A 13,041-nucleotide genomic window follows, 5' to 3' on the forward strand; every position below is an offset into this window, starting at 1 on the left:
CGAGTGCCAACGTCATTCTTAGCACTCGCCTATGCCGAGTGCAAGAACGGCCCCGGCGTTATCGCTGCGCGCGTAAACCGTCGACGACGACGTCGGTCACCCGCCCGGCCAGCGCCGAGTCGTACGCCTCCATCGCCTGGCAGCCGACCAGGATCGCCTTCAGATCCCGCATGTCGACGTCGCGCCGCGCGGTGCCCGCTTCCTGCGCGGCACGCAGCAGCTCGCCGAGCATGGCCTTGAACGCGTCCTCGGCCTCGGGGGCGGCGCAGGCGATGTCAATTCCGTAGCCGGCCAGCGCGTCCGCGAGGCCGCGGTCCGCCGCGCCCCACTGCAACACCATGGAGCGCAGGAAGGTGAAGAGCGCTTTCCCCGGCCCCTCGGACTCCAGCAGGGCGCGCCCGTCGTCGACGAGGCGCTGCATCCGGTTTTCGATCACGGCCAGAAACAGCGCCTCCTTGGTCGGGAAGTGCCGGTAGACCGTGCCGGCCCCGACCCCGGCGCGCCGGGCGATCTCGTCGATCGGCACCGACAGCCCCTCGGCCGCGAAGGTGTCGTAGGCGACCTCCAGCACGCGCGCCCGGTTACGCGCTGCGTCGGCGCGCAGCGGCCGGGTGGGTTGCGCCATAAGTTCACCTCAAGTCGGTTGACAAAGCGGGGCGCGCGTTCCGTATAGTGAAGAACAACCGGAGCGCTCGCCCCGTTTACCTTACTAGTTTAGGAGCTTTTCATGCCCCTTTCTGAGGCCAAGTGGACCGCCGCGGACATTCCCGACCAGACCGGCCGCGTCGCCGTCATCACGGGAGCGAACACCGGGCTGGGCTACGAGACCGCCCTGGCCCTCGCCGATCACGGCGCCCACGTGGTGCTGGCCGTGCGCAACCTCGACAAGGGCAAGGACGCCGCGGCCCGGATCACCGCGAAGAGCCCGCACGCCGACGTCGCGCTGCAAGAGCTCGACCTGACGTCCCTGGAATCGGTCCGCGCCGCGGCCGAGCAGCTGCGTTCCGCACACGACCGCATCGACCTGCTGATCAACAACGCCGGCGTCATGTACACGCCGAAGGAAACCACCCGGGACGGCTTCGAGATGCAGTTCGGCACCAACCACCTCGGCCACTTTGCGCTCACCGGCCTGTTGCTGGACCGGTTGCTGCCCGTCGCCGGCTCCCGGGTCGTGACCGTCAGCAGCATGGGCCATCGCATCCTCGCCGACATCCACTTCGACGACCTGCAGTGGGAGCGCCGGTACAACCGCGTGGCGGCGTACGGACAGGCCAAGCTGGCCAACCTGCTGTTCACCTACGAGTTGCAGCGCCGGCTCGCCCCGCATGGCACGACGATCGCCGCCGCCGCCCACCCCGGAGGGTCGAACACCGAGCTGGGCCGCTACACGCCCACGGCGTTCCGGCCGCTCGTCAACGTGTTCTTCAACGTGATTGCGCAGGACGCGGCCATGGGCGCGCTTCCGACGCTGCGCGCCGCTACCGACCCGGGCGTGCTCGGCGGCCAGTACTACGGGCCCGACGGCTTCGGCGAGACGCGCGGCTACCCGAAAATCGTTGGCTCCAGCGCGAAGTCGCACGACGTCGACCGACAGCGGCGGCTGTGGGCCGTCTCCGAGGAGCTCACCGGGGTGGTCTATCCGTTGGACTGACGGGCCGGCCCGGCCGGTTCAGGGCAGATCGAGCAGCTGCTCGTAGAAACCGCCGAAGCCGCGGGCCCGATCGACCAGATGGATTTCGAGGATCCAGTGGCAACGGCGACCGGTCGGGTCCGTGCGCCGCATCGGCTTGTCCGATCCGGGCTTGATATACCACTCGACCCCGTCGCCGGCGATCTTCTTGTGCGGGAACTCCCCCAGCAGATGGCCCGCGATGTGGCTGCCCCACTCGAAGCCCTCCGCGTGGGCCGCCCCGACGACGTAGTCGAACAACTGGGCACCGGTGACGTCCGGGTGGTCGTCGAAATAGCGACGCCCGGCGTCCCACACCCGGGGCAGCGCATCGCGGACCGCGACCTTGTGCGGATCGTCGCCCAACACGAACGTGCGCCCGAAGTCGGCCTCCCACTCCTCGAAGATCGGTCCCAGATCGAGGAAGACGATGTCGTCCTCGGCGATCACGCGGTCCGGCGGGTGCGCCTTGAAGGGCTGCAACGTGTTCGCGCCGGCCCGCACGATCCGGCGATGCCAGTGCCGGGTCACGCCGAGCATGTCCTCGGCGAGGCGGGCGATGTCGTCGGACAACTCCTGTTCGCCGACGCCGGGGCGGATCATCGTGCGGCGTTCGATCTCGTCGAACAGTTGCGATGCCTTCGTCTGGGCGTCGAGAAGCCGTTCCACGCGCCGTTGTTCGTCGTCGGTCCGCCCCTCCACACCGGCGATGCTAACTGGCAAGCTGGAAAACGTGTCCCTCGTCGTGCCCCCGTATCCGCCGCCGCGCTACACCAAGGACGAACCGGAGATCAGTGCCTGGCTCAGGCGAGCCGACTCGCCGCCGGACTACGAGACCTTCGGGACCAAGTACCACTACCTGGCCAATCAGCAGGCCACCGACGGCGACTACGGGCTGTACCGGGTCGACATCGCGCCGGCCGGCGGTGGGCCCCCGGCGCACTATCACCGCGCCATGTCAGAGGCGTTCTTCGTCCTGTCCGGGACGATGAAGCTCTTCGACGGCAACGAGTGGGTCGACGGCCACCAGGGCGACTTCCTCTACGTCCCGCCCGGCGGCGTCCACGGTTTCCGCAACGAGGCGGACGCGCCGGCCTCGGTCCTGATGTTGTTCGCGCCCGGCGCGCCGCGCGAGGCCTACTTCGAGGGCTTCGCGGCGCTGGCCGACATGACCGACGACGAACGCCGGGAGTGGTTCATCCGCCACGACAACTACTGGGTGCATTAGCCGGGTTAATGGTGGGCGAACATTCGGTGCCGGGCCGCGATGGGGGCCCCGGCTGCGACGTAGGGTTTGGCCGTGCAGGCTAAGAAGCCGCAGTCGAAGCGGGAAGCGGCGTGGGCGCGGGCCAAGATCGAGATGGCGCGCAGCGCCCCGATCAGGGCCGCGGAGCGGGTCAAGCGGCTAAGGCAGGGCAGCCGGCCGGCATCGCCGGCGCCAAGCGCCTTGCGGCAGGCCGGAATTGGAGCCCCGGCCCGGCACCGGGGTGAGCGCGGGGTGCGCAGGGTGCACCGCCATCGGGACGCGCCGGCCGCTAGCAGGCGAATCGGTAATCGCCGTCGACCAGCTCGCGGGTCCGCTCGAAGAACGTCCGCCCGCTGTAGGGCAACTGGGTGACGACCTTGCCGCTGGGGTGCCGGAAGTAGTTCGTGCAGGCGAGCCAGACCTTGCCGACCATGGCGGCCTGGATCTCGTCGTTGTAGCGCCGCTGCGCCGCGGGCGTGACCTCGATCGTGCGCGCGCCGCGATCACCCATGACATCGAGGATGTGGCGGACGAACGTCGTCTGCGCCTCGTGGATGTACAGGATCGAGTTGACGCCGTTGGTATTCGGGCCGTACAGCGTGAAGAAGTTCGGATACCCGGCGATCAGCGTGCCGAGGTAGGCCTCCGCGCCCCCGCTCCACTCGTCGCGCAGGTGGCGGCCGCCGGACCCGTATACGTCGATGCTCGCCAGGTAGTCGGCGGCCTTGAACCCGGTGCCATAGATGACCGTGTCGACACGGTGCTCGGCGCCGTCGACGGTGCGCACCCCGCGCTCGGTCAGCTCGGCGATCGCGGTCGTCTCCAGGCTCACGTTGGGCAGGGCGAACGTCGGGTACCAATCGCGCGACATCAGCGGCCGCTTGCAGCCGACGGGGTAGTCGGGCGTCAGCTTCGCCCGCAGCTCGGGGTCGGCGACCTTGCGCATCAGATAGCTGCGGGCCAGCTCGGTCGCCTCGCGCGTCTGCGCCGCGTCGACGCCGAAGTCGGATGACTCGTAGGCGTCGAAGGCCTCGTCGCGCAGCTTGAGCGCAGTCTCGGGGTGGCGCTCGAACTCCGCGTGCTGCTCGGCGGTGAACGGGAAGTCGAACCGCGGCGCGATCCAGATCGGTGTCCGCTGAAACACGGTGAGGTGCGCGGTGTCTCGCGCGATCGCGGGCACGTACTGGATGGCGCTGGCGCCCGTTCCGATGGACGCGACCCGCTCCCCGGCCGTCGGCTTGCTGTGATCCCAACGCGCCGAATGGAATTGACGCCCGCGGAAGCGTCGCGCGCCGGGGATGTCGGGGATGTTGGGCACGTCGAGCATCCCGACGGCGCTGACCACGACGTCGAAGTGGTGTTGGGCGCCGTCCCCGGTGCCGAGCGTCCAGCGCCGCTCCCGGTCGGACCAGCGCACCGTGGTGATCTCGGTGTGCGGGCGCAAATGCGGGGCCAGCCCGTGGTCGGCGGCGACCTTCTCCAGGTAGGCCAGGATCTCGGGCTGGTTGGCGTAGGTCTTGCTCCACCGCGGGTTGGGCGCGAACGAATACGAATACAGGTGCGAGGGCACGTCGCAGGCCGCGCCCGGAAAAGTGTTGTGCCGCCAGGTCCCGCCGAACCCGTCGGCGCGGTCGAAGATGGTGAAGTCATAGCCGCCGTCGGCCAGCTGGATGCCCATCGCGATGCCGCCGGCACCCGCGCCGATGATCCCGACGCGCGGCTTCAGCCCCATTGCGCGAAGTACGGTCGTTCGGGCCGGCTCTTTTCCACCAGGATGAACACCACGCCCCAGGGGTCGACGAACCAGGTGGTGCGCACCCGGGCGACGTCGGCGATCCCGCTGACCAGGAAGCGCACCCCCTTGCGCTCCAGCTCGGCGCGGGTGGCGTCGAGGTCCTCGCAGATCAGCCCCACGTGCGAGAGCCCGTGATCGGTCAGGGCCCGTTCGGCGTCCGCACCGTCGACGTTGAGGTATTCGATGACCTCGAGCACCCGGTCGCCGCCGTCGGGAAAGCCGACGATGGCCGCCTTCATGCTCGGGTCACCGACCAGCTCGCCCATGTCCTCGCGAATGGCGTTACCACTCATGACGTACGGCGGCGAGAGCACACGCAGGCCCAATACGTCTCGGTAGAAGGCCACTGCGGCCTCGCAGTCGGGCACGCACACCCCGGTGTGGGCCAACCCGGTAATCACGTTCTCAACCTTACGTCCGCGAGCCGCTTTTTTGCGCCTTGGATAATGGCCGGGTGCGGTCTGTCGAGGAACATCAGCGAGTCGTAGCGGAGATGATCCGCGCCCGCCCGGCGGCCGCGGTCGCGCTGGCCGAGGCCCAGGGGCTGGTGCTGGCCGACGACGTGGTCGCGTCGCTGGCGCTGCCGGTCTTCGACAACTCCGCGATGGACGGATACGCGGTGCGCGCCGAGGACGTCGCGGGCGCCACGCCCGAGCAGCCGGTTGTGTTGGAAGTCGCCGAGGACATTCCGGCCGGGCGCATCGACGAGCTGACGCTGCAACCGAAGACCGCGCACCGCATCATGACGGGCGCGCCGGTGCCGGCCGGGGCGACGGCCGTGGTGCCGGTCGAGGACACCGACGGCGGCGTGCAGGCGGTGGCGATCCGGGCGCCGCGCCCGGAGGGCGCGCACATCCGGCGGGCCGGCGAGGACGTCGCGCCCGGCACCACCGTGCTGCGCAAGGGCCAGGTGGTCACGCCGGCGATGCTCGGGCTGGCGTCGGCGCTGGGCATGGCGGAGCTGAAAGTGGTTCCGCGCCAACGGGTTCTGGTGATGTCGACCGGGTCGGAGCTGGTGGCGCCCGGCGCACCGCTGCGGCCGGGGCAGATCTACGAGTCCAACTCGATCATGCTGGCCGGGGCGGTGCGCGAGGCCGGGGCCGAGGTGATCGCCGTCGCGACCGCCGAAGACGATGTCGCACAATTCAGTTCGATCCTCGACCGCTACGCGGGCGACTGCGACCTGATCATCACCAGCGGCGGCGTCAGCGCCGGCGCCTACGAGGTGGTCAAGGACGCGTTCGGGCGGGACGGTGATCAGGGGGTGGAGTTCGTCAAGGTGGCGATGCAGCCGGGCATGCCGCAGGGCATCGGGCGGGTGGCCGGCACGACGATCGTCACGCTGCCGGGCAACCCGGTCAGCGCGCTGGTGTCCTTCGAGGTGTTCATCCGCCCCGCGCTGCGCCGGGCGATGGGCCTGCCCGACCCCGAGCGGCCGCACCGGCCCGCGGTCCTCGCCGAATCGCTGACCTCGCCGCGCGGCAAACGTCAGTTCCGGCGGGCGATCCTCGACCCCGAAGCGGGGACCGTCACCAGCTACGGGCCGCCGGCCTCTCACCATTTGCGGTGGCTGGCGTCGGCGAACGGGCTACTGGACATCCCGGAGGACGTCGTCGAGGTGTCCGAGGGGACCGAGCTGGCGGTCTGGGACCTGACGTAGTCCGTAAGATGGCCGCCGTGGCAAGACGCCCCCAAACCGTCGGCCCGACCGCCGAGGACCCGGCCTTCAGCCCCCAGCACGCCTTCGAGTTGGTGCGTTCCGCCATTCCGCCGGTGCACCCGGCCGGGCGGCCGTTCATCGCCGCCGGCCTGGGCGTGGCGCTGGTCGGGCGCAACCACCGCTGGCTGCGCCGGGCGGGCCTGCTGGCCGCCGGCGCCTGCGCCGGATTCTTCCGCCACCCGCCACGGGTGCCGCCCTCGCGGCCCGGCGCCGTCGTCGCCCCCGCCGACGGCGAGGTCTGCGTGATCGACGCAGCGGCCCCGCCCGCCGAGCTAGGCATGGGCCAGGCGCCGCTGCCGCGGGTCAGCATCTTCCTGTCGCTGCTGGACGCCCACGTGCAGCGGGCCCCGGTGAGCGGCGAGGTGATCGACGTGCAGCACCGGCCGGGCCGCTTCGGGTCGGCCGACCTGCCCGCGGCGAGCACCGAGAACGAGCGCACCAGCCTGCGCATCCGCACCGACACCGGCGCCGACGTGGTGGCCGTGCAGGTCGCGGGGCTGCTGGCGCGCCGCATCGTCTGCGAGGCCCGCGCCGGGGACAAGCTGTCGATCGGCGACACCTACGGCCTGATCCGATTCGGCTCCCGGCTGGACACCTACCTCCCGCCCGGGACGGAGCCGCTGGTGAAGGTGGGCCAGCGGGCGGTGGCCGGCGAGACCGTCCTGGCCGAACTGCGATGACGGACAAGCGCCGGGACAGGCGAACCGCGAGCCTGCAACTGTTGCCCAGCGCGATGACCGTGCTGTCCATCTGCGCGGGCATGACGTCGATCAAGTTCGCCCTCGACGGCAAGCCGATTCCCGCGATGGCGCTGATCGCCGCGGCGGCGATCCTGGACGCGCTGGACGGACGGGTCGCCCGCATCCTGGGCGCCCAGTCGCGGCTCGGCGCCGAGATCGACTCCCTGGCCGACGCGGTGAACTTCGGGGTGACACCCGCCCTGGTGGTCTATGTGATGCTGCTGTCGAAGTGGCCGGTCGGCTGGGCGGTGGTGCTGCTGTACGCGGTGTGCGTCGTGCTACGCCTGGCCCGGTACAACGCGCAGCAGGACGACGACACCCAGCACGCCTACCAGCATGAATTCTTCGTCGGGATGCCCGCCCCCGCGGGAGCGGTCTCCATGATCGGCACGATCGCCCTCAAGTTGCAGTTCGGCGAGGGCTGGTGGACGTCGGTGTGGTTCCTCGCGATTTGGATCACCGGGACGTCGATGCTGATGGTTAGCGCGATCCCGATGAAGAAGCTGCACACCGTGGCGATTCCGCCGAACTGGGCGGTTCCCCTGCTGGCGGTGCTGGCGGCCGTCGCGGCGGCCGCTGTGCTGCAGCCCTACATCCTGATCTGGGTGATCATCATCGCCTACCTGTGCCACGTGCCGTTCGCGGTGCGCACCAAGAGCTGGCTGGCCAAACACCCCGAGGTGTGGGACGACAAGCCCAAGGAACGCCGCGCGGTGCGGCGCGCCGACCGCCGGGCGCAGCCGAGCCGCCGGTCGATGACGCGGCTGGGGCTGCGGAAGCCGGGCGGGCGCCTGCGATGATCCCGGCCTCCGGCAGTCAGCTCACGCTCACCGCCAGGCTGAACACCTCCGCCGTCGACTCCCGCCGCGGCGTCGTCCGCATCCACCCCAATGCCGTTGCCGCCCTTGGCATTCGGGAGTGGGACGCGGTGTCGCTGACCGGATCACGGACGACGGCGGCGGTCGTCGGGCTGGCCGGCCCGGACACCCCGGTCGGCATCGTGCTGCTCGACGACGTGACGCTGTCCAACGCCGGGCTGCGCGAGGGCACCGCGGTGATCGTCAGCGCGGTCACCGTCTACGGTGCGCGGTCGGTGACGCTGTCCGGCTCGTCGATGGCCACCACCTCGATCACGCCGGTCACGCTGCGACAGGCGTTGCTGGGCAAGGTGATGACCGTCGGCGACGCCGTGTCGCTGCTGCCGCGCGACCTGGGTCCCGGGACGTCGACGTCGGCCGCCACCCGGGCGCTGGCCTCGGCCGTCGGGATCAGCTGGACCTCGGAGCTGTTGACCGTCACCGAGGTCGACCCGGAGGGGCCGGTCAGCGTGCAGCCGAACTCGTTGGTCAGCTGGGGAACCGGGGTCCCGGCCGTCTGGGGTCCGCACGAGCAGCTTCCCACCGGCACCCCGGACATCCTCGTCGAGGAGCTCAAGGGCTCGCAGCCGCAGGCCGCCAAACTCGCCGAGTGGCTCAAGCTCTCGCTCGACGAGCCGCACCTGCTCAAGAGTTTGGGTGCGGGCACCAACCTCGGTGTGCTGGTGTCGGGCCCGGCCGGCGTGGGCAAGGTGACGCTGGTGCGGGCGGTGTGCGACGGCCGCCGGCTGGTCGAGCTCGACGGCCCGGAGGTGGGCGCGCTGGCCGCCGACGACCGGCTGAAAACCGTTGCCGCGGCGGTGAAGAATGTTCGCGACGGCGGCGGCGTGCTGCTGATCGCCGACGTCGACGCGCTGCTGCCGGCCACCGCCGAGCCGGTGGCCGCCCTCATCCTCGGCGAGCTGCGCGCCGCCGTCGCCACCGGGGGCGTCGCGCTGATCGCCACCTCCGCCCACCCGGACCAGCTCGACGCCCGGCTGCGCGCCCCCGACCTGTGCGACCGGGAGCTGGGCCTGCCGCTGCCCGACGCCGCCACCCGCAAGGCGCTGCTGGAGGCGCTGCTCAAACCGGTGCCCACCGGCGATCTCGATCTCGACGAGATCGCCGGGCGGACACCGGGTTTCGTCGTCGCCGACCTCGCCGCCCTGGTGCGTGAGGCCGCGCTGCGGGCGGCGTCGCGGGCCAGCGCCGACGGGCAACCGCCCAAGCTGAATCAGGACGACCTCGTCGGCGCGCTGACCGTCATCCGGCCGCTGTCCCGCTCGGCCACCGAGGAATTGACCGTCGGTAACGTCACGCTCGACGACGTCGGCGACATGGCCGAGGCCCGCCAAGCCCTGACCGAGGCGGTGTTGTGGCCGCTGCAGCATCCCGACACCTTCGCCCGGCTGGGCGTCGATCCTCCGCGCGGCGTGCTGCTGTACGGCCCGCCCGGCTGCGGCAAGACGTTCATCGTCCGCGCCCTGGCCAGCACGGGACAGCTGTCCGTGCACGCGGTCAAGGGCTCCGAGCTGATGGACAAGTGGGTGGGTAGCTCGGAAAAGGCGGTGCGGGAACTGTTTCGGAGGGCACGCGATTCGGCGCCGTCACTGGTGTTCCTCGACGAGGTGGACGCGCTGGCGCCGCGGCGCGGGCAGAGCTTCGACTCCGGCGTCACCGACCGGGTGGTGGCCGCGCTGCTGACCGAGCTCGACGGCATCGACCCGCTGCGCGACGTCGTCGTGCTGGGCGCCACCAACCGGCCCGACCTGATAGATCCTGCGCTACTGCGCCCGGGCCGGCTGGAGCGGCTGGTGTTCGTCGAACCGCCCGATGCCGCCGCCCGCGGCGAAATCCTGCGCACCGCAGGCAAATCCATCCCGCTGAGCGACGACGTCGACCTCGACGCGGTGGCCGCCTCGCTCGACGGCTACAGCGCCGCCGACTGCGTCGCGCTGCTGCGGGAGGCCGCGCTGACCGCCATGCGACGCTCCCTGGACGCGTCCGACGTGACGGCCGCCGACCTCGATGCCGCGCGCAAGACCGTCCGCCCGTCGCTGGACCCCGCGCAGGTGGAGTCCCTACGCGCGTTCGGCAAAACGCTCTAACACCGCGCGGGCCGACGCCGCGACGTCGGCCTCCAGCCAGGGCGGCATCGGCTCGTCGTGCGCGTGGCGGCGGACGACGGCATACGGCAGGTCGGCCACCGCGCGCGCGACGGCGTCGACCGATCGCCGGTCGCGTCTTCCGTACAGTTGCTTCGCCAGGGCCGAAAGCCGTTCGGTCAGGGGCGCATTCATCGCGGAGAGCGTCTCCCGGAACGCCGCGTCGGGCTCGTCGTCGAGCAGGTCGGTGGGCCGGATCGTCAACAACAGCCGGGCGTCCTCGGGGAGCTCGCGGGCGAAGCCGACGGCGGCCACGGCGATCGCCACCGCCGTGTCGATGGGCGTGTCGCCCTCGGCGGCCAGCGCCCGCGCCTGGAAACGTTCGAGCGCCCGCAGCCACGCCGCCGTCAGGATGCCGTCGCGGTTGCCGAACCGGTGATACAGCGTGCCGGCGGGCGCGCCGCTCGCCTCGGAGATCGCCGCGACGCTCGCCGCCCGCGGTCCGCCGTCAAGCACCAGCGCGCGGGCTGCGTCGAGGATCACATCGGTTTCGTGCTTCCGCGGAGGCGCCATGATCTAGTACATTCCTTCTATATGGAACGATTACCCTATATCGATGAGCATGCCATAACCGTGCCCGCGAATCGCGACGACACGTGGTCGGCGCTGCTGCGGGTGATATGCCGCGACCCGCTCGACCCGTCGACCGTGCCGACGGGCTTCGTTTTGGACGAGGCGCGGCGCCCGGAGCTGTTCGCGCTCAAGGGCCGCCACCCGTTCGCGATCTACCGGTGGGTCTTCGAGTTGGACGACGTGGCGCCCGGCACCCGGGTGCGCTCCGCCACCTGGGCGGCCTTTCCCGGCATCCACGGCAAGGCCTATCGCGCGCTCGTCATCGGAACCGGCGCACACCGAATCGTGGTGCGCAGGGTGCTGAAACGCATTGCGGCGGCGGCGCTCGGCGGGAGCGAGGCCGACTATGCCGACGTCTTCGAAGCCCCTATCCCGCAGGGCGATTCACGCACCGCCGAACAGGCGCTCCGTGACGCGGTGGGGCGCAGGCCGGGAGCGGGCGGGAACCTCGTGCTGTGGATCCACCGCCACGTGCTGAGGCTTCGCCTGGGCCCGTACTCCTCGCCGGATCACATCATTGGCTGGCCGATCACGCGTTCGGATCGCGAGGAGATCGTGCTGACGTCGGGCGGGCCGCTCATCCGCGGCCGGTTGACGCTGCGACGCCGGGATGGCCGGGTGATGCTCATCACCCGCGTGCATTACAACCGCCTCGCGGCCCGAGCGGTGTGGGCCGCGGTCGGCCCGCTGCATCGGGCCGTGGCGCCGGGGCTCGTGAAACGCGTTGCGGCGCACGCCTGAACCGTTTGGCCCGTTCGTTCGTCCGACTTGGTGTAACCCGGACGCCTACAAACAGGCATCCGACAACCTCACCGAGAAGAGCAGGACCGGTTTCGTGAAGTTCCCTGATGTCGCCCCGACGACGCGGGTCATGACGGTGGCGATCATGGTCTCGGCGGTCGTGTTCCTCGACGGCACCGTCGTGAACCTGGCCCTGCCGGCCATGGGGCGCGACGTCGGCGGGGGCATGTGCACCCAACAGTGGGTGGTGGACGGCTACCTGCTGGCCGTGGCGGCCGTGGTCCTGCCCGGCGGTGCCGTCTCCGACCTGTTCGGGCGGATACGGGTGATGCGCTTCGCGCTCGCGGCCTTCGGGATCGGCTCGGTGATGGCGGCGACCGCGGGCACCCCGTCGATGCTGATCGCCGGGCGCCTCGTCCAGGGACTGGGCGGCGCGTTTCTGGTGCCCGGCTCGCTGGCCCTGATCAACTCGACGTTCGAGCCGGCCGACCGGCCCGCCGCGATCGGATCGTGGACGGCCTGGACCGGAACCGCCTTCGCGGTGGGGCCGCTGCTCGGCGGGCTGGCCGTGGACTTTCTGGGCTGGCGCTGGATCTACGTCTTGTCGGCGGTCCCCGTGGCCGTCGGCTTTGCGTTGACGTACTGGCTGCGCGGGATTCCCGGCCCGTCCGGATGCGCGCGCCTCGATATCGTCGGCGCCGCGCTGTCGGCGGTGGGGCTGGCCGCCACCGTGTACGCGCTGATCGAACAGGGCCGGCGGGGCTGGGGCGACGCCCGGGTCAGCGCGGCGTTGGCGGTGGGCATCGCCGCACTGCTGGCGTTCGTGGCGTGGCAGCGCCGCGCGCCCCACCCGATGGTGCCGCTGAGCCTGTTCGCCGCCCGCAACTTCGCCGGGGCCAACCTGGTCACCGCTTTCGTCTACGGCGGCATCACGATGGGTTCGTTGGCGATCGCGCTGTACCTGCAGGAGGTCGCGGGCTATTCGGCCACCGCCTCGGGCCTGATCACGCTGCCCAGCCCGATCATGTCGCTGCTGTTTGCCCGCGGCGTGGGCGGCATGGCCGCCTGGATCGGACCGCGCATCTTCCTGATGGCGGGTCCCGCGCTGGCCGGGCTCGGGCTGCTGCTCATTCGCCCCACCTCGCACGGATTGCACGCCCTTACCGACGTGTTGCCGGGGCGGATCGTGCTGGCCGTCGGCATGGTCCTTGCCGTCACCCCGCTGACCGTGGTCAATTTGTCCGCCGTCAAGTCCGCGCACAGCGGAATCGCCGCCGCGATTCAGAACGCGACGGGGCGTACCTCCGCGCTGATCGCGGTGGCCTGCGTGGGAGTGATCACGGCCAACAGGCTCACCGACGCCAGCTTCGCCCGGCTCATGGTCGTCAGCGCGGGGCTGTTCTTCGTCGGCGCCGCCGTCGGCGGCCTCGCCATCCGGAACGGGCACGCAGCGGCCGAGTCCGCCGCCGAGCCGCGGGGCGCCGCCCCCGCCGGCCAGCCGCAGCTGGCATCGAGTTAATTTGCAGTAATCTGCA

13 protein-coding genes are annotated in these 13,041 nt (G+C 70.9%); 8 read left to right on the forward strand and 5 right to left on the reverse strand.

The genetic code is table 11. The features are described from left to right. Positions 1–58: 58 nt before the first annotated feature. Positions 59–625, reverse strand: coding sequence for a TetR/AcrR family transcriptional regulator (locus AC5Y4S_RS14385; RefSeq protein ID WP_068111375.1), 567 nt, complete (start codon positions 623–625; stop codon positions 59–61). A gap of 102 nt (positions 626–727) precedes the next feature. On the opposite strand from AC5Y4S_RS14385, the gene AC5Y4S_RS14390 reads away from it, so the two are divergent. Further along, positions 728–1,654, forward strand: coding sequence for an SDR family NAD(P)-dependent oxidoreductase (locus tag AC5Y4S_RS14390; protein WP_500033414.1), 927 nt, complete (start codon positions 728–730; stop codon positions 1,652–1,654). 18 nt (positions 1,655–1,672) lie between these two features. Here AC5Y4S_RS14390 and AC5Y4S_RS14395 read toward each other — a convergent pair whose 3' ends face one another. Then, positions 1,673–2,374, reverse strand: a complete 702-nt coding sequence (locus AC5Y4S_RS14395; protein WP_500033415.1) for a M24 family metallopeptidase — start codon at positions 2,372–2,374, stop codon at positions 1,673–1,675. Positions 2,375–2,405: 31 nt separating this feature from the next. Between AC5Y4S_RS14395 and AC5Y4S_RS14400 the strand changes: the two genes are divergently transcribed. Beyond that, positions 2,406–2,900 (forward strand): cupin domain-containing protein, encoded by a 495-nt coding sequence (locus AC5Y4S_RS14400; protein WP_500033416.1) that lies wholly within the window; start codon positions 2,406–2,408, stop codon positions 2,898–2,900. 307 nt (positions 2,901–3,207) lie between these two features. Here the strand turns inward: AC5Y4S_RS14400 and AC5Y4S_RS14405 are convergent, their stop codons facing one another. Together AC5Y4S_RS14405 and AC5Y4S_RS14410 are read right to left on the reverse strand one after the other, a co-directional pair. Further along, complete coding sequence (locus AC5Y4S_RS14405) at positions 3,208–4,650, reverse strand: flavin-containing monooxygenase (RefSeq protein WP_500033417.1); 1,443 nt, start codon at positions 4,648–4,650, stop codon at positions 3,208–3,210. Then, the gene (locus AC5Y4S_RS14410) at positions 4,641–5,114 is read right to left on the reverse strand and encodes a VOC family protein (protein ID WP_500033418.1); all 474 of its coding nucleotides are present in this window, start codon (positions 5,112–5,114) and stop codon (positions 4,641–4,643) included. The genes AC5Y4S_RS14405 and AC5Y4S_RS14410 overlap by 10 nt, the downstream gene beginning before the upstream one ends. Positions 5,115–5,167: 53 nt before the next feature. On the opposite strand from AC5Y4S_RS14410, the gene moeA reads away from it, so the two are divergent. Genes moeA through AC5Y4S_RS14430 form a run of 4 tightly spaced genes read left to right on the forward strand, consistent with a single transcriptional unit; the run spans position 5,168 to position 10,135 of the window. After that, a complete protein-coding gene (gene moeA, locus AC5Y4S_RS14415) occupies positions 5,168–6,373 on the forward strand; it encodes a molybdopterin molybdotransferase MoeA (protein WP_500033419.1) in 1,206 nt (401 codons plus the stop codon). A 17-nt stretch (positions 6,374–6,390) separates the two neighbouring features. Beyond that, positions 6,391–7,113, forward strand: a complete 723-nt coding sequence (locus tag AC5Y4S_RS14420) for a phosphatidylserine decarboxylase (protein WP_500033420.1) — start codon at positions 6,391–6,393, stop codon at positions 7,111–7,113. Beyond that, positions 7,110–7,973, forward strand: a complete 864-nt coding sequence (gene pssA, locus AC5Y4S_RS14425) for a CDP-diacylglycerol--serine O-phosphatidyltransferase (protein ID WP_500033421.1) — start codon at positions 7,110–7,112, stop codon at positions 7,971–7,973. The genes AC5Y4S_RS14420 and pssA overlap by 4 nt, the downstream gene beginning before the upstream one ends. Then, the gene (locus AC5Y4S_RS14430; protein ID WP_500033422.1) at positions 7,970–10,135 is read left to right on the forward strand and encodes an AAA family ATPase; all 2,166 of its coding nucleotides are present in this window, start codon (positions 7,970–7,972) and stop codon (positions 10,133–10,135) included. Before pssA ends, AC5Y4S_RS14430 begins: the two co-directional genes overlap by 4 nt. On the opposite strand, the gene AC5Y4S_RS14435 is transcribed toward AC5Y4S_RS14430, so the two are convergent. Then, positions 10,109–10,705 carry a TetR/AcrR family transcriptional regulator gene (locus AC5Y4S_RS14435; protein WP_500033423.1) on the reverse strand — a complete coding sequence of 199 codons (597 nt, stop codon included), beginning with the start codon at positions 10,703–10,705 and terminating at the stop codon, positions 10,109–10,111. The two genes, AC5Y4S_RS14430 and AC5Y4S_RS14435, sit on opposite strands and share 27 nt — an antisense overlap. 21 nt (positions 10,706–10,726) lie before the next feature. Here AC5Y4S_RS14435 and AC5Y4S_RS14440 point away from each other — a divergent pair, with 21 nt between their 5' ends. Together AC5Y4S_RS14440 and AC5Y4S_RS14445 are read left to right on the forward strand one after the other, a co-directional pair. Then, positions 10,727–11,506, forward strand: coding sequence for a DUF2867 domain-containing protein (locus AC5Y4S_RS14440; protein WP_500033424.1), 780 nt, complete (start codon positions 10,727–10,729; stop codon positions 11,504–11,506). Positions 11,507–11,600: 94 nt separating this feature from the next. Continuing rightward, positions 11,601–13,025, forward strand: coding sequence for an MFS transporter (locus AC5Y4S_RS14445; RefSeq protein ID WP_500033425.1), 1,425 nt, complete (start codon positions 11,601–11,603; stop codon positions 13,023–13,025). The last annotated feature ends 16 nt before the right edge of the window (positions 13,026–13,041 follow it).

The sequence above is a fragment of the Mycobacterium sp. NGS64 genome, from assembly GCF_059812245.1.